General features: G+C 63.2%; 18 protein-coding genes. 7 read left to right on the top strand and 11 right to left on the bottom strand.

From position 1 onward, the window contains the following. Window positions 1-3: 3 nt before the first annotated feature. Window positions 4-930: an ornithine carbamoyltransferase gene (gene argF / locus ACR0NJ_RS11575; RefSeq protein WP_480817282.1), complete on the bottom strand. Its 927-nt coding sequence runs from the start codon at window positions 928-930 to the stop codon at window positions 4-6. Between the two features lie 75 nt (window positions 931-1,005). Further along, window positions 1,006-2,193 (bottom strand): acetylornithine transaminase, encoded by a 1,188-nt coding sequence (locus ACR0NJ_RS11570; protein ID WP_480817281.1) that lies wholly within the window; start codon window positions 2,191-2,193, stop codon window positions 1,006-1,008. 288 nt (window positions 2,194-2,481) lie between these two features. Between ACR0NJ_RS11570 and ACR0NJ_RS11565 the strand changes: the two genes are divergently transcribed. Beyond that, on the top strand, window positions 2,482-3,375 hold the full coding sequence (locus ACR0NJ_RS11565; protein ID WP_480817345.1) for a DMT family transporter: 894 nt from the start codon (window positions 2,482-2,484) through the stop codon (window positions 3,373-3,375). Here ACR0NJ_RS11565 and ACR0NJ_RS11560 read toward each other — a convergent pair. Beyond that, complete coding sequence (locus tag ACR0NJ_RS11560) at window positions 3,357-4,160, bottom strand: ABC transporter permease (protein ID WP_480817280.1); 804 nt, start codon at window positions 4,158-4,160, stop codon at window positions 3,357-3,359. The genes ACR0NJ_RS11565 and ACR0NJ_RS11560 overlap by 19 nt on opposite strands. 125 nt (window positions 4,161-4,285) lie before the next feature. Between ACR0NJ_RS11560 and ACR0NJ_RS11555 the strand changes: the two genes are divergently transcribed. Both ACR0NJ_RS11555 and ACR0NJ_RS11550 read left to right on the top strand, forming a co-directional pair. Further along, the gene (locus tag ACR0NJ_RS11555) at window positions 4,286-4,861 is read left to right on the top strand and encodes a GcrA family cell cycle regulator (RefSeq protein WP_480817279.1); all 576 of its coding nucleotides are present in this window, start codon (window positions 4,286-4,288) and stop codon (window positions 4,859-4,861) included. Between the two features lie 26 nt (window positions 4,862-4,887). Further along, a complete protein-coding gene (locus ACR0NJ_RS11550; RefSeq protein ID WP_480817278.1) occupies window positions 4,888-5,511 on the top strand; it encodes an NUDIX hydrolase in 624 nt (207 codons plus the stop codon). A 7-nt stretch (window positions 5,512-5,518) separates the two neighbouring features. Here the strand turns inward: ACR0NJ_RS11550 and ACR0NJ_RS11545 are convergent, their stop codons facing one another. After that, complete coding sequence (locus ACR0NJ_RS11545; RefSeq protein ID WP_480817277.1) at window positions 5,519-6,595, bottom strand: DUF2235 domain-containing protein; 1,077 nt, start codon at window positions 6,593-6,595, stop codon at window positions 5,519-5,521. Continuing rightward, window positions 6,573-8,864 carry a xanthine dehydrogenase family protein molybdopterin-binding subunit gene (locus ACR0NJ_RS11540; RefSeq protein WP_480817276.1) on the bottom strand — a complete coding sequence of 764 codons (2,292 nt, stop codon included), beginning with the start codon at window positions 8,862-8,864 and terminating at the stop codon, window positions 6,573-6,575. Before ACR0NJ_RS11540 ends, ACR0NJ_RS11545 begins: the two co-directional genes overlap by 23 nt. A gap of 140 nt (window positions 8,865-9,004) precedes the next feature. On the opposite strand from ACR0NJ_RS11540, the gene ACR0NJ_RS11535 reads away from it, so the two are divergent. From ACR0NJ_RS11535 to ACR0NJ_RS11525, 3 genes are all read left to right on the top strand, one after another. Next, window positions 9,005-12,166, top strand: a complete 3,162-nt coding sequence (locus ACR0NJ_RS11535; RefSeq protein ID WP_480817275.1) for a valine--tRNA ligase — start codon at window positions 9,005-9,007, stop codon at window positions 12,164-12,166. A gap of 122 nt (window positions 12,167-12,288) precedes the next feature. Continuing rightward, complete coding sequence (locus ACR0NJ_RS11530) at window positions 12,289-13,461, top strand: benzoate/H(+) symporter BenE family transporter (RefSeq protein ID WP_480817274.1); 1,173 nt, start codon at window positions 12,289-12,291, stop codon at window positions 13,459-13,461. A gap of 39 nt (window positions 13,462-13,500) precedes the next feature. Beyond that, the gene (locus ACR0NJ_RS11525) at window positions 13,501-13,833 is read left to right on the top strand and encodes a DnaJ family domain-containing protein (RefSeq protein ID WP_480817273.1); all 333 of its coding nucleotides are present in this window, start codon (window positions 13,501-13,503) and stop codon (window positions 13,831-13,833) included. Here the strand turns inward: ACR0NJ_RS11525 and ACR0NJ_RS11520 are convergent. Beyond that, window positions 13,830-14,198: a VOC family protein gene (locus ACR0NJ_RS11520; RefSeq protein ID WP_480817272.1), complete on the bottom strand. Its 369-nt coding sequence runs from the start codon at window positions 14,196-14,198 to the stop codon at window positions 13,830-13,832. The two genes, ACR0NJ_RS11525 and ACR0NJ_RS11520, sit on opposite strands and share 4 nt — an antisense overlap. Further along, window positions 14,198-14,980, bottom strand: a complete 783-nt coding sequence (locus ACR0NJ_RS11515; protein ID WP_480817271.1) for a crotonase/enoyl-CoA hydratase family protein — start codon at window positions 14,978-14,980, stop codon at window positions 14,198-14,200. Before ACR0NJ_RS11515 ends, ACR0NJ_RS11520 begins: the two co-directional genes overlap by 1 nt. A gap of 168 nt (window positions 14,981-15,148) precedes the next feature. On the opposite strand from ACR0NJ_RS11515, the gene ACR0NJ_RS11510 reads away from it, so the two are divergent. Next, complete coding sequence (locus ACR0NJ_RS11510) at window positions 15,149-16,258, top strand: pyridoxal phosphate-dependent aminotransferase (protein ID WP_480817270.1); 1,110 nt, start codon at window positions 15,149-15,151, stop codon at window positions 16,256-16,258. Between the two features lie 75 nt (window positions 16,259-16,333). Here ACR0NJ_RS11510 and ACR0NJ_RS11505 read toward each other — a convergent pair whose 3' ends face one another. From ACR0NJ_RS11505 to zwf, 4 genes are read right to left on the bottom strand one after another with little or no spacing between them, the layout of a single operon-like run. Further along, window positions 16,334-17,524, bottom strand: coding sequence for a pyridoxal-phosphate-dependent aminotransferase family protein (locus ACR0NJ_RS11505; RefSeq protein WP_480817269.1), 1,191 nt, complete (start codon window positions 17,522-17,524; stop codon window positions 16,334-16,336). A 51-nt stretch (window positions 17,525-17,575) separates the two neighbouring features. Then, entirely contained in the window at window positions 17,576-18,208 is a 633-nt protein-coding gene (locus tag ACR0NJ_RS11500) for a bifunctional 4-hydroxy-2-oxoglutarate aldolase/2-dehydro-3-deoxy-phosphogluconate aldolase (RefSeq protein WP_480817268.1), read from the bottom strand. A gap of 2 nt (window positions 18,209-18,210) precedes the next feature. Further along, window positions 18,211-20,016, bottom strand: a complete 1,806-nt coding sequence (gene edd / locus ACR0NJ_RS11495; protein ID WP_480817267.1) for a phosphogluconate dehydratase — start codon at window positions 20,014-20,016, stop codon at window positions 18,211-18,213. Window positions 20,017-20,018: 2 nt separating this feature from the next. Beyond that, window positions 20,019-21,464, bottom strand: coding sequence for a glucose-6-phosphate dehydrogenase (gene zwf, locus ACR0NJ_RS11490; protein ID WP_480817266.1), 1,446 nt, complete (start codon window positions 21,462-21,464; stop codon window positions 20,019-20,021). Window positions 21,465-21,661: the final 197 nt, after the last annotated feature.

Raw genomic sequence — 21,661 nt, 5'->3', positions numbered from 1 at the left:
CGCTCAGACGTCCAGACACCAGCGCATCACCGCCTTTTGCACATGCAGGCGGTTTTCGGCCTCATCGAAGATAACCGAGTTGGGGCCGTCCATGACCTCGGATGTGGCCTCTTCCTCGCGGTGGGCGGGCAGGCAGTGCATGAACAAAGCATCCGGTTTGGCGTGGGACATGAGCTCGGCATTGACCTGATAGGGGCGCAGCATATTGTGGCGGCGTTCCTTGGCGGATTGGCTGTCATGCATCGAGACCCAGGTGTCGGCAACCACCAGATCGGCCCCTTCGACTGCTTTGAAGGGGTCGCGCTCGATGGCGATGGTCGAACCCTTTTGGCGGGCGAAGCCCAAGAATTCGTCCTCGGGGTCCAGTTGGGCCGGGCCGGTGAAGGTGAGGTCGAACCCGAACTGGCCTGCGGCGTGCAGGAACGAGGCGCAAACATTGTTGCCGTCGCCGGTCCAGACCACCTTTTTGCCTGCGATGGGGCCGCGGTGTTCCTCGAAGGTTTGGATGTCGGCCATGATCTGGCAGGGATGGGTGCGGTCGGTCAGGCCGTTGATCACGGGGACGTCCGAGTATTCGGCCATCTCGGTCAGGATGGTTTCGTCAAAAGTGCGGATCATGATCATGTCGACATAGCGCGACAGCACCCGGGCGGTGTCGGCGATGGTTTCGCCATGGCCAAGCTGCATGTCCTTGCCCGAGAGCACCATGGTCTCGCCGCCCATTTGCCGGACGCCGACGTCAAAGGACACACGGGTCCGGGTCGAGGGTTTTTCGAAGATCAGCGCCACCATGCGCCCTGCCAGCGGTTGTTCGTCGTCGGGGGCAGCTTTGGGGCGGCCCTGACGGGCCTGCTTCATCGCGGCAGCCTGATCGATCATGGACCGCAGGGCGGTGGCGTCGGTTTTGTGGATGTCGAGGAAGTGGTTCATATCGTTTCGCTTTTAGCTGGGGTCGCGTGGGGGCCAGCCCCCACACCCCCGAGGTATTTTTGAACAGAAGAAGGGTCAGGCGGTTTCGAGATCGGACTCGATCTGCGTTGCGGCCTTGTCGAGGCGGATCAGGGCTTGGGCGATGTCATCCTCGGTGATCGTGAGCGGGGGGAGCAGGCGGATGACGTTGTCGGCAGCGGGGACCGTTATGACCTGATTGTCGTAGCCTGCGTTGACCACGTCGATATTGGTGGGCTTGCATTTGAGGCCCAGCATGAGGCCGGTGCCGCGGACCTCTTCGAAGACCTCCGGGTGGTCGGCGATGAGGCCTTCGAGTTTCTGACGCAGCAGGCCCGCCTTGCGGTTGACGCCTTCGAGGAAGGCAGGCGTTGCGACCTGATCGATCACCGCGCAGCCGACGGCGCAGCCGAGCGGGTTGCCGCCATAGGTCGAGCCGTGGGTGCCTGCGGTCATGCCGCTGGCGGCCTCTGCGGTGGCCAGCACTGCGCCCAGCGGGAAACCCCCTCCGATGCCTTTGGCGACCATCATGATGTCGGGTGTGATGCCGGCCCATTCATGCGCAAACAGCTTGCCGGTGCGGCCGACGCCGCATTGCACCTCGTCCAGGATCAGCAGCAGGCCGTTGTCGTCGCAAATCTGCCGCAGGGCCTTGAGTTCGGCATCTGGGACGGGGCGGATGCCGCCTTCGCCCTGCACCGGTTCGATCAGGATTGCTGCCGTTTCGTCGGTGATGGCGTTGGTGACGCCGTCGAGGTCTCCGAATGTCAGGTGCACGAAACCGGGCAGCAGGGGGCCGAAGCCTTTGGTCATCTTCTCGGACCCGGCGGCGGCGATGCCTGCGGAGGAGCGGCCGTGGAAGGAGCCGTCGAAGGTGATGATCTCGGCCCGTTCGGGTTGGCCTTTGTCATAGAAGTATTTGCGGGCCATTTTCACGGCCAGTTCGCAGGATTCCGTGCCGGAATTGGTGAAGAACACCGTGTCGGCGAAGGTGTGTTCCACCAGCTTGTCAGCCAGCGCCTGTTGCTGAGGGATGTGGTAGAGGTTCGAGACATGCCACAGCGCATGCGCCTGTTCGGTCAGCGCCGCGACCAGCGCCGGGTGCGCGTGGCCCAGCGCGTTCACTGCGATCCCGGCGCCGAGGTCAAGGAAACGTCGGCCATCCGCCTCGGTCAGCCAGGCGCCTTCGCCCTTCACGAAGGTCAGGGGCGCGCGGTTATAGGTCGGCAGAACGGACGGGATCATCGGATCATCCTTTTTACGTAGCTTGAGCCCAAGTGAGTGATACACCGGGGCCGGGTTCGTCAACTGATTTGGCAGGGAATGCGCCGGTTTGTCGGGCGCAAAGGGATCAAACGGGGCCGGTTACGCGGTCAGGCGTCGGCGTCGGAGGATATGTGCACGTTTGATCATGCGGGCCGTATAGCGGGCCGGACGCCGTCTGGGAAGCCGGAAAATCGGCTTGCGGGAAATTTCAAGGGCCGGGCGCATTTCCCGCTTGCCATTTGCCGCGCCCTGCCCCACCGCTGGGCCATGTTCGTTGCCAAGGCCCATAACCCGCCGCTTGCGGCGCTACTGATCGTTGCGGCCAGCGCGCTGATTGCGGGCACAACGCTGCTGGCCAAGGCGCTGGGGACCGATACGCTGGGACCGGCGCTGCATCCGATGCAGATCAGCCATGGGCGGTTTCTGTTTGCCTTTCTGGTGATTGTCACTGCCGTTGGCATCCTGCGCCCGCGCCTCAGCCGCCCGCATTGGGGGCTGCATGTGGGGCGGACAAGCTTTGGCTGGCTGGGGATTACGCTGATGTTCGCCTCGGTTGCGTTTATCCCGATTGCGGATGCCACGGCGATCTCGTTCCTGAACCCGGTCTTTGCCATGGTGCTGGCCATCCCGCTTCTGAAAGAGGGCGTTGGCCCGTGGCGCTGGCTTGCGGCTGGTGTGGCGCTGGCCGGGGCGCTGGTGCTGCTACGCCCGACACCCGCAAGTTTCCAGCCCGCCGCCTTGCTGGCACTGACCGCGGCTGCGGTGATCGGGATGGAGCTGATTTTCATCAAGAAACTCTCGGGCCGAGAGATTCCGATCCAGATTCTGCTGATCAACAATGCGATGGGGCTGACCATCGCCTCGGTCGCGGTGAGTTTTGTGTTTCAGTGGCCGACGCCCGCGCAATGGGCGGCACTGGCGGGGATCGGGGTGCTGATGGCCTGCGCGCAGGCCTGTTTCGTCAACGGCATTGCGCGGGCGGATGCGTCCTTTGTGGCCCCGATCAGCTACGCGACGCTGATCTTCGCCGCTTTCTACGATTTTGCGGTGTTCCACGTGATCCCGGACAGGATCAGCATGATCGGATCAGCCATCATCCTGACCGGCGGTCTAATCCTTGTCTGGCGCGAGGCTCGGCAGCGTCAGGCCTTGAGTCGGTAGCCTGTGCGCAACATCTGCCATGTCAGCGCGCCGACCAGCAGGGTTGCCCCGGTACAGATCATCATACCCAGCCATGGAGAGCTATCGGAAACGCCGATCATCCCGTTTCTCAACCCGTCGATCAGGTAGAAGACCGGGTTCACATGACTCAGCCGGTTCAGCACCGGCGGCAGCGCCTGCACCGAGTAAAAGGTGCCCGACAGGAACGCCAATGGCGTGACGATGAAATTGGTGATCGCGGCCATCTGGTCGAACTTGTTGGCAAATATCCCGGCGAACAGGCCCAGCGCGCCCATGAACGCTCCGCCCAGTATCACGAAGATCAGTGCGATCATGGGGTTCTGCGGTACAATGCCCAGCACCAGTGCCAGCGCGATGGCCACGACAAATGCGATCAGAACCCCGCGGGCGATTCCTCCGGCCAGATACCCCAGCAAAATCTCTAACGGCGAGAGCGGCGGCATCAGCGTATCGACGATGTTGCCTTGCACCTTGGCGATCACCATCGACGAGGACGTATTGGCAAAAGCGTTCTGGATCACGGTCATCATCATGATGCCCGGAGCCAGGAATGTCAGAAATGGCACGCCCATCACGTCGGACCGGCTGGGACCGATGGCGATGTTGAAGATCAACAGGAACAGGCCCGCCGTCACCAGCGGGGCCAGCAAGGTTTGCGTCCAGACCGCCATGAAACGTTGCGTTTCGCGCTGCGCCAACGTGTAGAGGCCCATCCAGTTGACCACACCGAAACGGCGCGCATCCTGATCCGTGAAATTCTGCATGATCTGCCCCATACCTGATTCGAAGCCGCTTGTAACTCGGGGCGCAGTGATTAAAATAGGAGGCTGAGACGAATTCCCAAGGCGGCCCGAATCCGGGGCCGCTTTCCGCTTTTGAAAGGCAAATGATGTCCTGGACTGACGAGCGTGTAGAGCTGCTGAAAAAGATGTGGGGCGAGGGCCAGTCGGCCAGCCAGATCGCCAAGGAACTGGGCGGCGTGACCCGCAACGCGGTGATCGGCAAGGTGCACCGTCTGGGCCTGTCGAACCGCGCAACCGGAGCCGCACCGGCCAAGGCCGAGCCCAAGGAAAAACCGGCCCCCGCGCCCAAGGCCGAGGCCAAGCCGAAACCGGCGCCCAAGACCGAACCCGCGCGCCCCGCGCCCGCCCCGGCGGCTGAGGCGAAACCTGCCATTCCGGCCCGCCGCCAGATCATTCCTGCCGGTCAGCCTCTGCCGCCACAACCCTCGGCCAACGAAATCAGCCCCGAGGCGCTGGCCAAGGTCAATGAGGTCGAGAAGAAGGCCAAGAAGCTGACGCTGATGGAACTGACCGAGAAAACCTGCAAATGGCCCGTGGGCGACCCCGCGACCGAGGATTTCTGGTTTTGCGGCCTGCCCGTTGAGGCAGGCAAGCCCTATTGCGAGGCACATGTGGGCGTGGCCTTCCAGCCGATGAGTTCACGCCGCGACCGGCGGCGGTAAGGACGGTGCGCCAGGATCCAACCGCGATGGAGGATACTTGGCTAGCCCGTGCGAAACGCTTACTGGCGCTGGCCGAAACCGGCCAGCATTTCACCAAAGACCCTTTTGATCGCGAACGCTATGACGAGATCGCCGATATGGCCCGCGCATTGCTGGCGGATCTGGGCCGTGTCCCGCTGACGCGGATCGAGGGGCTGGTTTCCGAACATGCGGCAGGCTATGCGACGCCCAGCATCGATATTCGGGGCGCGGTCTTCCGCAATGATCGCATCCTGCTGGTGCGTGAACGCAGCGACGGACGCTGGACAATGCCGGGCGGTTTTGCGGATGTCGGCAGTTCTCCGGCTGAGAATATCGAGCGCGAGGTTTTGGAAGAGGCCGGTCTGCGTGTACGGACAGAACGGTTGTTTGCGTTGCGCCACAAGGCGCGTCATCCCTACCCGCCCAATCCGAAAGACTTCTACAAGATTTTCTTTCTGTGCGCTCAGACGGACGGTGCTGATCCTACCCCCGGCCTCGAGACCGACGATGTGGGATTCTTTGCGTCGGATGCCTTGCCTGATCTGTCACTGACCCGGGTTATTCCGGCCGATATCTCGGAGGCGTTTGCGGCCCGCAGGCAGCACACACGACCCGCAATTTTCGATTGAACCGGCCTCACTGCGCCGGGTGCGACGGCAAATCCGGCATAGGCACCCAACGGGGCAACTCATCCGGTGACACCGAAACATGTAGCCGTTCGGATTGATCCCGCCCGACCTTCCGGTGCTTGCGCAGCAGGAAAATCTTGCCCCAGCCCCGCCATGTGCCGACCGAAGGCCCGGCGGTTGAAGTCGGGAAGCGGTCGCGCCAGCCTTCGGGCAGCGGCAGGCCGTGCATCTCGGCTTTGTCCAGCATCCAGATCAGGGAAATGTTGCTCAGGGGGCGGGCCTGTTCAAACCCGTTCAGTTGCCCTCCGACATCGCCATGGGTGCCACGGAACCAGACCTGTTCCACATGGCCCTTGAATTCCGGAGTGCATTTCCACAGGACCGGCTCGAACACTTCGCGCGTTTCGTCCAGCGCCATCGCGTGATAGCCGTGACGGGTGGCGGGGCCAAGCTGATGGTTGTGGAAGGCATGCCGGTCCTCGGCCCAGCGCCAGAGCAGTGGCAGCCGCAGGCCCAGCGCCTTGACCGTGTCCCAGACACCGATCATCTCAATCGCCACATCTTCATGGCAGAAATTGCGGCGAAAATCGCGGGCCGCCGTGCCGCTGGGATTGCATTCATAATGGCGGTAGGCCTGCTTGATATTACGCTCGGTCGCGTGTTCGGCCTTGAGCAAACCGATCATGTCGATTACGCCCGCAAGGCTGCGCACGCCATAGGCCCCGCGCGAATAGCCGACGAAATAGATGCGGTCGCCGGGTTTGTAGCGCGAGGCCAGATAGCCATAAGCGCGACGGATCTGTCGGTTGATCCCCCGCCCCATCATCACGTCCAGCGAGGATTTCCAGCTTTCCCATTGCACACCCGCCTCGTAGAACACTGAGACCTTGCTGCCCATCTCGCAGCACAGGCGCAGGGTCTGGCCTGCGTGGGTTTCCCGGCCGGGTTCCAACGTCGACATGGTGCCGTCGAGAATAATGACATGGCTGATCGGTTCGCGATGGCGCGACTCGGCCGAGTGCTCGGACCGTAAGGGCCGTCCGAGCCATCCCAGTACCTTTCTACTCAGCCGCGACAGAACCATCGTTCAGCAATTCCCATACTTTGTGAGGTGTGAAAGGCATATCCGCCTGCCGCACCCCGTGATCCCAGAGCGCATCCTGCACCGCGTTTGCCACCGCGGCCAGCGCGCCTACGGTCCCAGCCTCGCCACAGCCTTTCATCCCCATCGGGTTGGCCGTTGACGGAACCGGTGCCGAGGTAAACTTAATCATGGGTATCTCAGCCGCACGGGGCAAGGCATAGTCCATCAACGAAGCCGTGAGCAGTTGCCCCTGCGCATCATGCACCACGTGTTCATTCAAAGCCTGACCGATGCCCTGAACCACGCCGCCATGCACCTGACCTTCGGCCAGCATCGGGTTGATAAGATTTCCGAAATCGTCAACCACGGTGTAGCGGTCGACGCGCGTTTCACCAGTGTAAGAATCGATCACGACCTCGGCAACATGCGCGCCGTTGGGATAGCTGCGCGCCTCAAGCCGGGCGTGACCCTCGTGCCGCAGCAGGTCAGTGCGCCCATCCGCGCGGGCCATCGCTGCGGCCTCGGTCAGGGTCGGCGTCAGGTTCGATCCCGGCGCGCGAAAGGTTTCGTGGTCAAAGGTCACATCATCTTCCTCGACACCCATTTTATCGGCCAGATAGGGCGTGAATGCGGCAATCATGACGTCAATTGTGGCCAGCGTCGCGGCGCTTTGCACCGTGACCGACCGGGACCCGCCCGTGCCGCCCCCATGCATCATCTGATCGCTGTCGCCCTGCACCACGGTGATACGGTCCATCGTTATCCCCGTTTGATCCGACAGGAATTGAGCATAGACCGTCTCGTGACCCTGTCCGTTGGACTGAGTTCCGACATAAAGGTTCACAGATCCGTCCTCGCAAAACTCAACCTTCGCGTTCTCGGAAGGGTCACCCAGAATGCTTTCGATATAGTAACAAAGTCCCTGCCCCCGGATCAGGCCGCGTTCCGCATCAGCGGCCTTGCGGGCGGCAAAGCCCTGCGTCTGGTCGCCGGCACGCGACAAAACCATGTCGAAATCGCCAACGTCATAGGTCTCGCCCGTGGCCGAGACATAGGGGAAGCTCTCGGGCCGGATGAAGTTCTTGCGCCGCAACTCCCACGGATCGACGCCCAGTTCGCGCGCGGCGCGGTCCATGACGCGTTCCAGCACATAGATCGCCTCGGGTCGCCCCGCACCGCGATAGGCGTCGACCTGCGTGGTGTTAGTATATAACCCTTCGACCCGCAAATAGGTGGTCTGTACGTCGTAAGCCCCCATCAGCACCTTGCTGAACAGGTTGGTCTGAATCGCCTGCCCGAAATGGCTGCTATAGGCCCCAAGGTTTACCTTGGAGTGCACGCGATAGGCGGTGATGCGGTGATTGGCATCAAAGGCCAGTTCCGCCAGTGAGGTCAGGTCGCGCCCGTGATGGTCGGACAACATCGCCTCAGACCGATCCGACATCCAGTGAACCGGGCGTCCCAGCTTCATTGCGGCAACAGCGACCGAGAAATACTCGGGGTACGGCATCGCCTTCATCCCGAACCCGCCCCCGACATCGGGCGTGGTGACCCGGATCGTATTGGGCTTGAGCTTCAGCTTCTGCGCCAACTGCGCCCGCATGCCCCAAACGCCCTGCCCGCCATAGGCGAAATGCAGCCGGCCATCGGTCCAGCTTGCCTGACAGCCGCGCGGCTCAATCGAGGTCACGATCACCCGGTTGTCCAGAACATCGAGCGAGACAGTGTGGGCCGCCGCCTGAAACGCCGCCTCGGTCGCGGCCTCATCGCCCAGACCCCAGTCAAAAGCGCGATTGTCCGGGGCTTCGGCGTGCAAGGGTTCACCGCCTGCAGCGACATCAATCTTTGCGGGCAGATCGTTGGTCTCCATCCAGATCAACTCAACCGCATCGCGGGCCTGGGCCAATGTTTCAGCGATAACGACCGCGACAGGCTCGCCAACGAAACGCACCCGGTCTTTCGCCAGCATATGCCGGTCCGGTGCCGCAGTTTTTGATCCGTCCCGGTTCGGGACCGTTGCCGCAGACATCACGGTGTCGATCCCGGCTTCGGTCAGATCATCCAGCGCCATCACCAGATGCACGCCCTCTGCTGCGCGCGCGTCGTCAAGCTCCAGCGACGCAATCTCTCCATGCGCAACGGGGCTGCGAAAAAAGGCGGCGAACAGAGCATCTTCGGGCACCGCATCATCCATGTACTGGCCCTGCCCGGTCAGAAACCGTTGATCCTCGGTCCGTTTGACGGGCTGGCTTTTACCGAACTTTTCCATGGGGCGATCCTTTAGGCTGCGTCATCGCGAGAGTAGGCTGTGCAGGTTCGTTGTCCAGAGCACGCGCAGGCCCTTTCCCTTGCCGCGCGCATTCGCTATTGCAATCGCTGACCAAGGATTGATGACGCAGGACGCACCCCATGGCGATGGAAAAGACATTCAACGCGGCCGAGGCCGAGGCCCGCATTTATAAGGCCTGGGAAGAGGCCGGAGCCTTCAAGGCAGGCGCGAACCGTTCGCGCGAGGAAAGCTTTACCATCATGATCCCGCCGCCCAACGTGACGGGTGCTTTGCATGTGGGCCATGCGTTCAACAACACGCTGCAAGACATCCTGACCCGCTGGCACCGGATGCGCGGGTTCGACACGCTGTGGCAGCCCGGTCAGGACCACGCAGGCATCGCCACGCAGATGCAGGTGGAAAAGATGCTGATGCTGACCCAACAGCCGGGTCGGCGCGAGTTGGGGCGCGAGAAGTTCCTTGAGAAGGTCTGGGAATGGAAGGGCGAATACGGCGGCACGATCATTGAGCAGTTGAAACGTCTGGGATCGTCCTGCGACTGGTCGCGTAACGCCTTCACCATGGCCGGTGCGGCGGGTGATCCGCGCACGGGGCACGAAAATTCTGCGAATTTTCACGACGCGGTGATCAAGGTTTTCGTCGATATGTACGAGAAAGGTCTGATCTATCGCGGCAAGCGGTTGGTCAACTGGGACCCGCATTTCGAGACCGCGATCTCGGACCTTGAGGTCGAGAATATCGAAACGCCGGGCCATATGTGGCATTTCAAGTACCCCTTGGCGGGCGGTGAGACATATGAGTATTTAGAAAAAGATGAAGATGGGAATGTTATCTTCCGCGAGGAGCGCGATTACATCTCGATCGCCACGACGCGCCCCGAAACCATGCTGGGCGACGGTGCGGTTGCGGTTCATCCATCGGATGAACGCTATGCGCCAATCGTCGGGAAACTCTGCGAAATTCCGGTTGGACCGAAAGAACATCGCCGCCAGATTCCGATCATCACCGATGACTATCCCGATCCCGAGTTCGGCTCGGGCGCGGTGAAGATCACCGGCGCGCATGATTTCAACGACAACATGGTGGCCAAGCGCGGCGGCATCCCGATGTACCGCCTGATGGATACCAAAGGTGCGATGCGGGATGATGGTGCCCCTTATGCCGAAGAGGCCGACAAGGCGCAGGAATACGCGCGCGGCAAGGAATTCACCGAGAACGAGATCGACGCGATCAACCTGATCCCCGACCACCTGCGAGGCCTCGACCGGTTCGAGGCACGCGCCAAGGTCGTCGAAGAAATCACAGCCGACGGTCTGGCCGTCATGACCCGCGCGGATGATCCGCGTCTGGGGTCTACTGCGCTCAAGCCCGACCACGAAGGCGCGGACAAGCTGGTCCCGCTGGTCGAGAGCAAACCGATCATGCAGCCCTTCGGCGACCGCTCGAAAGTCGTGATTGAACCGATGTTCACCGACCAGTGGTTCGTCGACGCCGCCAAGGTCGTCGGCCCCGCGCTGGACGCGGTCAAGGACGGCACGGTCAAGATCATCCCCGAGTCGGGCGAGAAGACCTATTACCACTGGCTGGAAAACATCGAGCCCTGGTGCATCTCGCGCCAGCTGTGGTGGGGGCATCAGATTCCGGTTTGGTATGGGCCAAAGCGGAACGACAGCGGATCGCTGGACTACAGCGTCCAGGTAGCCTTCTGTGGCGTTTCGTTCGAGGACGCCAAACAACGCGCAGCAGAATACTACGCAGGTAGTGAGGAAGGCCATCCGTTTGCGTATGTTGAACTGAACCGGGACGAATACCGCACAGATTGGGAAAAACGGCGCAATGAAAAGGGTTGGCCTAAAAATCCTTTCCCAGAGGCAATGAGCCTGCCGGATTTGGCGGAAGAGTTCGCGGGTGACTTGCACGATCAAAACGCCTTCCCCAAACACGAAGTCGTCGTTCTCTACCGCGACCCCGACGTCCTCGACACCTGGTTCTCCTCCGGCCTCTGGCCCATCGGCACGCTGGGCTGGCCCGAGCAGACCGAGGAACTGGAACGCTACTTCCCCACCGACGTTCTTATCACCGGCGCGGATATCCTGTTCTTCTGGGTTGCCCGGATGATGATGATGCAACTGGCCGTGGTGAACGAAATCCCGTTCCACACCGTCTACCTGCACCAGCTCGTCCGCGACGAGAAGGGCAAGAAGATGTCCAAGACCACCGGCAACGTCATTGATCCGCTCGAGATCGTGGACGAATTCGGTGCCGACGCGCTGCGGTTCACTAACGCCTCGATGGCGGCGATTGGTGGCGTGCTGAAACTGTCGCGCGACCGCATCACCGGCTATCGCAACTTCGGCACCAAGCTGTGGAACGCCGTCCGCTTTGCCGAGATGAACGAGGTCTTCACGGATGCCGTCCCGCAACTGGATGTGGCCGACCTGAAACCCAAAGCCGCCGTGAACCGCTGGATCATCGGCGAAACCGCCCGCGTGCGGACCGAGGTTGACGCGGCGCTGGAAAGCTATCGCTTCAACGACGCCGCCAACGGGCTTTATGCCTTTGTCTGGGGCAAGGTCTGCGACTGGTACGTGGAACTGTCGAAACCCCTGCTGCAAGGCGACGACATCGAAGCACAGGCCGAGACCCGCGCCACCATGCGTTGGGTTCTGGATCAGTGCATGGTCCTGCTGCACCCGATCATGCCCTTCATCACCGAAGAACTCTGGAGCCTGACCGGCACCCGCGCGAAAATGGTCGTCCACGCCGACTGGCCGACCTATGGCACCGAACTGGTCGATGCCGAGGCCGATCGCGAGATGAACTGGGTGATCTCGGTGATCGAAAACACCCGCTCGGCGCGCGCGCAGATGCGTGTTCCGGCGGGCCTCTACGTGCCGATGCTGGTGACGGAAATCGACGCCAACGGTCAGGCCGCATGGGATCGCAACGAGGCGCTGATCAAGCGTCTGGCGCGGATCGACAGCCTGACCAAGGCCGATGAACTGCCCAAAGGCACCATCTCGATCGCCGCCCCGGGCGCGTCCTTTGGCCTGCCGCTGGCGGATATCATCGACATCGGCGCGGAAAAGGAACGGCTGGAGAAAGCCAAGGGCAAGCTAGCCAAGGAACTGGGCGGGCTGCGCGGACGCCTGAACAACCCCAAATTCGTGACCTCGGCCCCGGAAGAGGTGGTTGAGGAAGCCAAAGCCAACCTCGCCGCCCGCGAGGAAGAAGAGGCGAAACTGAACGAGGCGCTGGCCCGTCTGGCTGAAATCGCCTGATCTTCTTCTCGTTCCAAATACGGAAATCCCGAACCCTGCCGCACAAGCTGTCGGCGGGGTTTTTCGTGCCGCGCCAGAGTTTTACCCTGTTCACACGCCGGGACGGTTGCTAGCACGGATACATGACCCAGCCCGCAACCCCGCTTCCGCCAATGCAGACCGTCTCTACCGGGCTGGTGGTGGCCATTGTCGGGTTCTTCAGTTCTTTCCCCATCGTACTGCAAGGGCTGGGTGCGATGGGCGCATCACCCGCGCAGGCAGCCTCAGGCCTAATGAGCGCGGCGATTGCCATGGGGCTGGCAGCGATCATCCTCAGCCTGCGGCACAAGCTGCCGATCAGCGTTGCGTGGTCCACACCGGGGGCCGCGCTGCTGGCGGTGTCCGCCGCCCCGGTCGAGGGCTATTCCGCGGCCATCGGAGCCTTCCTGTGCGCCGGGGCGCTGACCGTGCTGGCGGGTTTGTGGAAACCGCTGGGGCGGTTGGCGGCTGCGATCCCCACGACACTAGCCCAAGCGATGCTGGCGGGCGTGCTGTTGCCGCTGTGCCTCGTGCCCTTCAGGGCGGCGGTCGAGATCCCGTGGCAGGCGTTGCCGGTGATCCTGACATGGTTCATCGCGGGGCGGTTCAACCGATTGTTCGCCGTTCCGGCAGCTGTGGTCGCCGCCGCCATCGTCGTGACCCTGAATGCCGGAGAGGCGCAGGTGATGCCTGACCGGCTGATCGCCGCCCCGGTCTGGACCATGCCCACGTTCACCTTCGCCTCGGTCATCGGCATCGGGGTGCCATTGTTCATCGTCACCATGGCGACGCAGAACATCCCCGGCGTCGCGGTGCTGCGCAGCTTTGGCTTTGCGCCAGTCCCCGGGCCTCTGTTCTCGGCCGTTGGCGGCGCAAGCCTGCTGTCGGCCCCGTTCGGCGCACCGGCGACCTGCCTTGCCGCCATCACCGCCGCGATGTGTTCGAACGAGGATAGCCATCCCGACAAGGCCTTGCGCTATTGGTCGGCGATCATGGGCGGCGTGTTCTACTGCCTGTTCGGTGTCTTCGCGGTGGCAATCACCAGCTTTGCCGCCCATGCCGATCCGCTGTTGATGGGAACCTTGGCCGGTGTCGCGCTGATCGGCGTGATGGCCAACGCCATCCACTCCGCGCTGGACGTGCCCGCCGAGCGGGAGGCGGCCATTCTGACACTGGCCATCACCGCATCCGGCATCACGGTGTTTGGACTGGGTGCGGCGGTCTGGGGGCTGGTGGCGGGTGGCATCGTCTATCTTGTCTCGAACAGGGTGCGCTAATCGCTTTTCCCCTGCCGTGACAGGCGGTAGAATGGGGCCATGTTCGGATCGTTGGGAAAACTGGTGGAACGCCAGATCAAGAAGGCGCAGGCCGAAGGTCAGTTGGAAGGCCTTGACGGCGAAGGCGCGCCCCTGCCCGACCGGTCATCCGAGGCGCAAAGCGATCCCGCTATCGCCGCCGGTCACCGGATCATGGCGCAGGCGGGCGTGCTGCCCGAAGAGTTCGACATCAAGAAACAGCTGGACGCGGCGCGCAAGGACTATGCCACGCTGACCAACGCCGAGGCCCGCAAGGCCGCGATGGCCAAGATCGCGGACCTTGAGATGCAGTACAACATGGCCCGCGATGCGCGGCGGGCGTTCATGCGTTAAGGACGCTCCACAAAGGCCCGACTAGAAACCGAAATTGAGTTCTTCGACGGGTCTTTTGTGTTTGCAAACTGGTACCCGTCTGCTTGATGAATTGGTCCAAACTCCAATCCATTCTGGCGTGCGAGGGCGCTAAAGGCCGGTACGTCAGCAACATCGAAAACGAGTTTGACAGTAACCTGACCTTCGCGCGTGGCGTTACCCGCCGGATGCAGCAAAAGATGCGCTCCGCCTGTTGCTGGGACAAGCTCCACAATGCGGTCACTCGCCCTTCTTTGGGCGGTAAATCCGAAATGTGTTTCATAGAACCACACCAGATCGTCCACGCGTTTCGTATACAGGATTATTCGGGTGATCGCGCAGTGCATCATTTGAACTCGGGCTTGCGGCCCTGCATCTGCGCCATGACGACCTCCATCTGGTCCGGCTTGCCGATCAGGTCCACCTGTTCCGACGACTCGGCCAGCAGCACATCGGCCCGACCCCGGGTTTCGGCCACGTCGATCAGGCGTTTGGCGGCGCGGATGGCCGAGGGGCTTTTGCCTGCGATATCCTCGGCCAGTGCAAGGGCCTCGGTCAGCGGGTCATCGGACAGCTTCGTCACCAGCCCCCAATCGGCGGCCTGCTGCGCGCCGATGGGACGGGCCGTGTAGGTCAGCAGGCGCAACACATCCGAGCGGACGAGCTCCGGCAGCAGTACCATGCCGCCCATGTCGGGGATGATGCCCCATTTCATCTCCATCACCGCCAGCTTGGCCTCGGGGTGGGCGATGCGGATATCGGCGCCCAGCGCGATCTGCAGCCCGCCGCCATAGGCCACGCCCTGAATGGCGCAGATCACCGGGACCGGGACGCGCCGCCAGATCAGGGCGAGTTCTTGCATCTCATTGGCGTCCTCGTGGCTGCGGGTCATCAGCCATTCGGTCGGGTCTTTGTGGGCCATGCTGGCAAAGCTGGCCATATCCAGCCCGGCGCAGAAGCTTTTGCCCTCGCCCGACAGCACCACGGCGCGGATGTCGGCGGCGGCGACCTCTTGCCCCGCGGACAGGATCGCCTTGATCATCGCATCATCCAGCGCGTTCATCTTGTCGCCGCGAGTCAGGGTGACATGGGCGATGTGGTCTTTGTAGTCGATGGAAACGCGGGACATGGGGACCTCCGGACTGCACTGTTGCGTCAACCCTGCCAGACCCTTGGCCCAAGCGCCACCGCGACGTCAGGGCAGATCGGTTGTTGGGATGCGCCCGAAGCCCGGCGGCGCGGGCTGGCTGCAAGGGCAAGGCTTGCCCCGCCCGGGAGGTTGCGCTTATCTGCGGCCATGACCGGCCCTCGTTACACTCCGCTTGCGCAATCGCTGCCCGCCACCGTGCCCTTTGTCGGCCCCGAAACGCAAGAGCGCCAGCGCGGCGCGTCGTTTGCGGCCCGAGTGGGCGCGAACGAAAGCGTCTTTGGCCCCTCGCCCCGTGCGGTTGAGGCGATGCAGCGGGCGGCGGCTGAGGTCTGGATGTATGGCGATCCCGAGAATTTTGACCTGCGCCATGCGCTGGCGGCGCATCATGGGGTCGCGCCCGAAAATATCGTGGTGGGCGAAGGGATTGACGGGTTGTTGGGCTATCTGGTGCGGCTGCTGGTTGGGCCGGGCGATGCGGTCGTGACCTCGGACGGGGCTTATCCCACGTTCAATTATCATGTCGCCGGGTTCGGTGGGGTTTTGCACAAGGTCCCCTATGCCGGGGATCATGAGGACCCGGTGACCTTGTTCACCAAGGCGGCAGAGGTGGAGGCCAAGTTGGTTTATCTGGCCAACCCGGACAACCCGATGGGAAGCTGGCATTCAGGGGCTGCGATTGTTGCGGCGATGGAGGCTTTGCCCGCTGGTTGCCTGCTGGTTCTGGATGAGGCCTATGTGGAATGCGCGCCCGAGGGGACGGCTGCGCCAGTTGCAGTGGACGATCCGCGCGTCATCAGGATGCGGACCTTTTCCAAGGTGTATGGGATGGCGGGGGCCCGGGTTGGTTATGCGATGGGGGCGGCCGGGTTGATGTCCGCGTTCAACAAGGTGCGCAATCATTTCGGCATGAACCGCGCCGCGCAGGCCGGAGCGTTGGCGGCGTTGCAGGATCAGGCCTGGCTGGCCGAGGTTCAGGCGAAGATCGCCGCGGCGCGTGACCGGATCGGGCGGATTGCGCGGGCGAACGGGTTGGAGCCTTTGCCCTCGGCCACCAATTTCGTGGCGATTGATTGTGGGCGGGATGGGGTGTTTGCAAAGGCCGTGCTGGACGCTCTGGTCGATCAGGGGGTGTTTGTGCGGATGCCGTTTGCGGCCCCGCAGAACCGGTGCGTCCGGGTGAGCTGTGGTGGCGATGCGGAGATGGCGGCTTTTGAGGCCGCGCTGCCCCGGGCGTTGGAGCGGGCCCGGGCCGTGTAGGGGGGCTGTCTGCCCCCCATCGCGCCTTTTGGCGCGATCCCCCCCGAGGATATTTTTAGCCAGATGAAGAGTGGATCAGTTGGCCAGAGTGGCGGCGGCGGCTTCGAGGGCGCCGGTGCCGCGGGGGATGTTGAGCGCGGCCATAGCCGTTTCCATGCCGCCCAGCATGGCCATCACCATCTGGGCGTTGACGTGGCCCATATGGCCGAGGCGGAAGCAGCCGTCCCAATCCTGCATCCCCAGACCTATGCCGAGGGTCAGGCCTAGTTGGGTTTCGGTGTAGTTGCGCAGCGGCGTGCCGCGGCCTTCGGTCAGGCGCAGGGCGGTGACGGCGTGGCTGCGGTGGGCCGGGTCGGCGACGTTGAACTGCAGCGTGCCGCCGTCGGACCAGACCTCGCACGCGGTCCAGATGGCATGGGCGAGGCGGGTGTGGCGGGCCCAGACCTGTTCGAGGCCTTCGGCATGGATCAGGTCGAGCGCGGCGCGTAGGCCGTAGAGGTGGTGGGTCGGCGCGGTGCCGTTGAAATGCTGGTAGAACAGGTCAGGGTTGGCGCGCGGCTGCCAGTCCCAGTAGTTAGACACGCGGGGCATCGTGGCGCGTTTGGCCTGTGCCTTGTCGTTGAAATAGACAAAGCCCATGCCTGCAGGGGTCATCAGGCCCTTCTGGCAGGCGGTAACGGTAACATCGACGCCCCAAGCGTCCATCTCGAACCGGTCGCAGCCCAGCGACGCGATGCAGTCGGCCATCAGCAGCGCCGGGTGCTGCAGGTCGTCCAGCAGGGCGCGCAGGGCGGGGATGTTGTTGCGGATCGAGGTGGAGGTGTCCACATGGACGGCCAGCACCGCCTTGATCTTGTGGTCTGTGTCGGCGCGCAACGCCTCGGCGATGCGGTTGAAGTCCCATGGCGCGGACATGCCGAAGTCGATCACCTGCGCCTGTGCGCCGAGGCCTTCGGCCATCTCGGCCCAGCCTTCGGCAAAGCGGCCCGAGGCCGGGGCCAGCACGGTTTCGCCGGGGGCGATGACGTTTGACAGCGCCGCCTCCCACGTGCCGTGGCCGTTGGCGATGTAGATGGCGACGTCATGGTCGGTGCGGGCGACACGGCGCAGGTCCTGCAGCAGGGCGGGCATCATCTCGACCAGTTCGCCGTCGTAGATATTGGGCGACGGGCGGTGCATGGCCTGCAGCACCGCGTCGGGCATGACCGAGGGGCCGGGGATGGCCAGATACTCGCGCCCTTGCGCGAGGGAGGTATTGTTTGTCATGAGGGCAACCTGTTTGACTTGCGGTCTACCCTAGCGCCGGGTGGCGGCGCGTCAATCCGTCAGGCGGGCGGCCTCGCGCGCCAGTGTTTCGATCCCCGACCAGTCGCCATTTTGGACCATCTGCTTGGGCGCGACCCAGCTGCCACCGGCGCAGATGACATTGGACAGCGACAGGTAATCGCGGGCATTTGCGGGCGAGACGCCGCCTGTGGGGCAGAAGGTGATCTGCGGCAGCGGCGCGCCGATGGCTTTCAGGGCGGGGGCACCGCCCGAGGCTTCGGCGGGGAAGAATTTCAGCATGTCATAACCCTTTTCCAGCAGGGCCATCGCCTCGGTCGCGGTGGCGGCACCGGGCAGCAGGGGCAGGTCTTCGGCTTCGCAGGCGGCGATCAGGGCATCGGTTGCGCCCGGCGAGACGCCGAATTGCGCGCCTGCGGCCTTGGCGGCGCGGACGTCTTCGGGGGTGATCAACGTGCCTGCGCCAACAACGCCGCCGGGGACGTCCGCCATGGCGCGGATGGCGTCGAGGGCTGCGGGCGTGCGCAGGGTGACTTCAAGCGCGGGGAGACCTCCGGCAACCAGCGCTTGGGCCAGCGGGCGGGCGTGGGTGGCGTCATCAACGACCAGCACCGGGACGATGGGAGCCAGCGCGCAGATCTCGCGGGTGCGTTGGGTTTTGGACATGCTTACACTCCGAAAATGCTGGCACCGGTGTCGGCGGAGCCGACATTCTGGCGGAACGCGCCGAAGAGGTCGCGCCCAACGCCGTGCTGGTTCGCGGTCAGGTCGGCAGTGGCAGGGACGCGGTCGAGGACGCCGGGGGTGAGGATTTCCAACTCGCCCTTCTCCGCATCCACGCGCAGCAGGTCGCCGTCTTGCAGATAGGCGATTGGGCCCTGATCCAGCGCCTCGGGGCAGACATGGATGGCGGCGGGGACCTTGCCCGAGGCCCCGGACATGCGGCCATCGGTGACGAGCGCGACCTTGTGCCCTCGGCCCTGCAGGATCGACAGCATCGGGGTCAGCGAGTGCAGTTCGGGCATGCCGTTGGCCTTGGGGCCCTGAAAGCGGACGACGACGATGGTATCGCCGGTGAATTCCCCGGCCTTGAAGGCATCTTTGACGGCGTTTTGGTCGTGGAACACACGCACCGGGGCTTCCACCACCTGATGTTCGGGCGCGACGGCTGAGACCTTCATGACGCCGGTGCCCAGATTGCCGGTAAGGCGCGAGAGGCCTCCGGTCGGCTGGAACGGATCGCTGGCGGGGCGGACGATCTTGTCGTTCAGGCTGTGGCCTGCGCCGTCTTCCCAGACCAGTTCGCCGTCTTTCAGCTTGGGTTCCTTGGTGTAGTTGTGCAGGCCCTGCCCCGCGACGGTCAGCGTGTCGGGGTGCAGCAGGCCTTCGTTCAAAAGCGTGCCGATGGCAAAGCCCAAGCCGCCTGCGGCGTGGAAGTGGTTCACATCGGCCAGACCGTTTGGATAGACCCGCGCGACCAGCGGGACCACGGCGGAGATGTCCGAGAAATCCTGCCAATCCAGCACGATACCGCCTGCGCGCGCCATGGCGATCAGGTGGATCAGTAGGTTGGTCGAGCCACCGGTTGCCATCAGGCCGACGATGCCGTTGACGAAAGCACGCTCGTCAAGGATCTGGCAGACCGGGGTGTAGTGATTGCCCAGCGCGCTGAGAGACAGGGCGCGGCGGGCGCCTTCCTCGGTCAGCGCATCGCGCAGGGGGGTGTTGGGGTTGACAAAGCTGGAGCCCGGCAGGTGCAGGCCCATGAACTCCATCAACATCTGGTTGGTGTTGGCAGTGCCGTAGAAGGTGCAGGTGCCGGGGCCGTGATAGGCGGCCATTTCGGCCTTCATCAGGGCGTCGCGGCCCACTTCTCCGGCGGCAAATTGCTGGCGGATTTTGGCCTTTTCGTCGTTGGGCAGGCCGCTGGTCATCGGACCGGCGGGCAGAAAGACAGCGGGCAGATGGCCGAAGGCCTGCGCGCCGATGATCAGGCCCGGCACGATCTTGTCGCAGACGCCAAGGAAGACCGCCGCGTCATAAGTGTTGTGGCTGAGCGCCACTCCGGTCGCCAGCGCGATCACATCCCGAGAGAACAGCGAAAGTTCCATCCCCGCTTCGCCCTGCGTGACGCCGTCGCACATGGCAGGCACACCACCAGCGACTTGCGCGGTGCCACCTGCGGCGCGGATCGCATCGCGGATCAGGGCGGGGTAACGTTCGAACGGCTGGTGTGCCGAGAGCATGTCGTTATAGGCGGTGACGATGCCCAGATTCCCGGCGGTGCCGGTGGCCATCGAGGTCTGGTCCTCGCCCGCACCGGCATAGGCATGCGCCTGACCACTACAAGACAGATGCGCGCGGGCGGGGCCTTTGGATTTGGCCTGCTCCATCCGCTCAAGATGCGGGCCGCGCAGATCGGCGCTGCGGTCTATGATGCGTTTGGTGACGTCGGATATGACTGTATTGACCATGATTATCCTCCGATCTGCCGCCAGCGGCGGCCATCGCGATGCATCAGCATCAGGGCTTCCTCGGGGCCGGAACTGCCCTGGTCGTATTTCGCGGGCTTGTCGCCGCGCTGTTCCCAGCCGTGAATGATGGGATCGACCCAGGCCCAGGCGGCCTCAGCCTCGTCCCCGCGCATGAACAGGGTCTGATCGCCGCGGATCACGTCCATGATCAGGCGTTCATAGGCGTCCGGGGACTGCCCGTCATCGCCCAGCGCGTCGGCAAAGCTCATGTCCAGCGCGACATCGGACAGGCGGAACCCGCCCTGCCCCGGTTCCTTGATGGTTGTGCGCAGCGTGATGCCCTCGTCGGGTTGCAGACGGATCACCAGCACGTTGCCGCGCAGAGGACCCACGTTCGGGAAAATCGTATGCGGTGGGTCACGGAAGAACACCGCAATCTCGGATTCGCGGGCGCGCAGACGTTTACCGGTGCGCAGGTAGAACGGAACCCCGGCCCAGCGCCAGTTGCCGATATGGGCCTTCAACGCAATGAAGCTTTCGGTACGGCTGGCGGGGCTTCCGACGTGATCGAGATAGCCGTCGCCCCCCTTATCCGTGCGATACTGGCCGCGGGCGATATCTTTGGGCTCGACCGGCTCCAGAGCCTCGATCACCTTGACCTTTTCATCGCGCACCGCGTTGGGGGAGAACTTCGAGGGCGGCTCCATCGCGGTCAGGCACAGCAATTGCACCAGATGGTTCTGGATCATGTCGCGCATCGCGCCGGATTGATCGTAATAGGCCCCGCGGCCTTCGACCCCAACCGTCTCGGCCACGGTGATCTGGACATGGTCGATATGGGTGGCATTCCAGAGCGGTTCAAACAGCGAATTGGCAAAGCGCAGAGCCATCAGGTTCTGCACAGTTTCCTTGCCCAGATAGTGATCGATCCGATAGATCTGATGTTCTTCAAAACAGGCGCGCAGTCCCCCGTTCAGGGCTTTGGCCGAGGCGAGGTCATGGCCGAAGGGTTTCTCGACCACGATGCGGCTGTCAGGCGTGGCCATCCCGTGATCGTTCAGCCGTTGTGCGATGCCCGAAAACAGGCTCGGCCCGACAGACAAGTAAAAGGCGCGCACGGCGTCGGGTCGCAGGGTCTTCGCCAGATCAGGCCAACCCGCATCGCCCAACGCATCGACCGGCACGTATTCAACGCAGGACAGGAAACGGTTCAGAGTGGCCTTGTCGTATTTCGGCGCGAATTCGTCCATCGACGCGCGCAGTTGGTCGCGGAAGCCGTCGCTGTCCATCTCGGATCGCGCGGTGCCGATGATGCGTGCCCCTTCGGGCATCTGGCCGACCTCGAACCGGTGATACAGTCCCGGCAGGATTTTCCGCTGCGCCAGATCGCCGGTCGCACCGAACAGCACGAGGTCGAACGGATCAACCGGTATGACGCGTGAAACCATGGCTGGGCTCCTTCTCGGGGTTTGACGCCTGTTTATCAGCAGGCGGCCCGGATGTGCAAAATTGATATGTTATCGCTAACATTCAACGCTTGAATAAGAAACCCCAGCCCGAAAATCAAGCCCGGATTTGCGCGCGGCGTTGAAACCTGGTGCTGTCGGTTTCTTCAAAAGAAACCGGGCCTGAAACTTTGAAAGTT

This window comes from Ruegeria sp. F11 (genome assembly GCF_056533855.1).
This window is presented reverse-complemented; position numbering and strand designations above follow the sequence as displayed.

Coding starts and splice junctions, on each gene's coding strand:
- argF (WP_480817282.1), bottom strand. CDS start 930: ATGAACCACTTCCTCGACATCCACAAAACCGACGCCACCGCCCTGCGG.
- ACR0NJ_RS11570 (WP_480817281.1), bottom strand. CDS start 2,193: ATGATCCCGTCCGTTCTGCCGACCTATAACCGCGCGCCCCTGACCTTC.
- ACR0NJ_RS11565 (WP_480817345.1), top strand. CDS start 2,482: ATGTTCGTTGCCAAGGCCCATAACCCGCCGCTTGCGGCGCTACTGATC.
- ACR0NJ_RS11560 (WP_480817280.1), bottom strand. CDS start 4,160: ATGCAGAATTTCACGGATCAGGATGCGCGCCGTTTCGGTGTGGTCAAC.
- ACR0NJ_RS11555 (WP_480817279.1), top strand. CDS start 4,286: ATGTCCTGGACTGACGAGCGTGTAGAGCTGCTGAAAAAGATGTGGGGC.
- ACR0NJ_RS11550 (WP_480817278.1), top strand. CDS start 4,888: ATGGAGGATACTTGGCTAGCCCGTGCGAAACGCTTACTGGCGCTGGCC.
- ACR0NJ_RS11545 (WP_480817277.1), bottom strand. CDS start 6,595: ATGGTTCTGTCGCGGCTGAGTAGAAAGGTACTGGGATGGCTCGGACGG.
- ACR0NJ_RS11540 (WP_480817276.1), bottom strand. CDS start 8,864: ATGGAAAAGTTCGGTAAAAGCCAGCCCGTCAAACGGACCGAGGATCAA.
- ACR0NJ_RS11535 (WP_480817275.1), top strand. CDS start 9,005: ATGGCGATGGAAAAGACATTCAACGCGGCCGAGGCCGAGGCCCGCATT.
- ACR0NJ_RS11530 (WP_480817274.1), top strand. CDS start 12,289: ATGACCCAGCCCGCAACCCCGCTTCCGCCAATGCAGACCGTCTCTACC.
- ACR0NJ_RS11525 (WP_480817273.1), top strand. CDS start 13,501: ATGTTCGGATCGTTGGGAAAACTGGTGGAACGCCAGATCAAGAAGGCG.
- ACR0NJ_RS11520 (WP_480817272.1), bottom strand. CDS start 14,198: ATGCACTGCGCGATCACCCGAATAATCCTGTATACGAAACGCGTGGAC.
- ACR0NJ_RS11515 (WP_480817271.1), bottom strand. CDS start 14,980: ATGTCCCGCGTTTCCATCGACTACAAAGACCACATCGCCCATGTCACC.
- ACR0NJ_RS11510 (WP_480817270.1), top strand. CDS start 15,149: ATGACCGGCCCTCGTTACACTCCGCTTGCGCAATCGCTGCCCGCCACC.
- ACR0NJ_RS11505 (WP_480817269.1), bottom strand. CDS start 17,524: ATGACAAACAATACCTCCCTCGCGCAAGGGCGCGAGTATCTGGCCATC.
- ACR0NJ_RS11500 (WP_480817268.1), bottom strand. CDS start 18,208: ATGTCCAAAACCCAACGCACCCGCGAGATCTGCGCGCTGGCTCCCATC.
- edd (WP_480817267.1), bottom strand. CDS start 20,016: ATGGTCAATACAGTCATATCCGACGTCACCAAACGCATCATAGACCGC.
- zwf (WP_480817266.1), bottom strand. CDS start 21,464: ATGGTTTCACGCGTCATACCGGTTGATCCGTTCGACCTCGTGCTGTTC.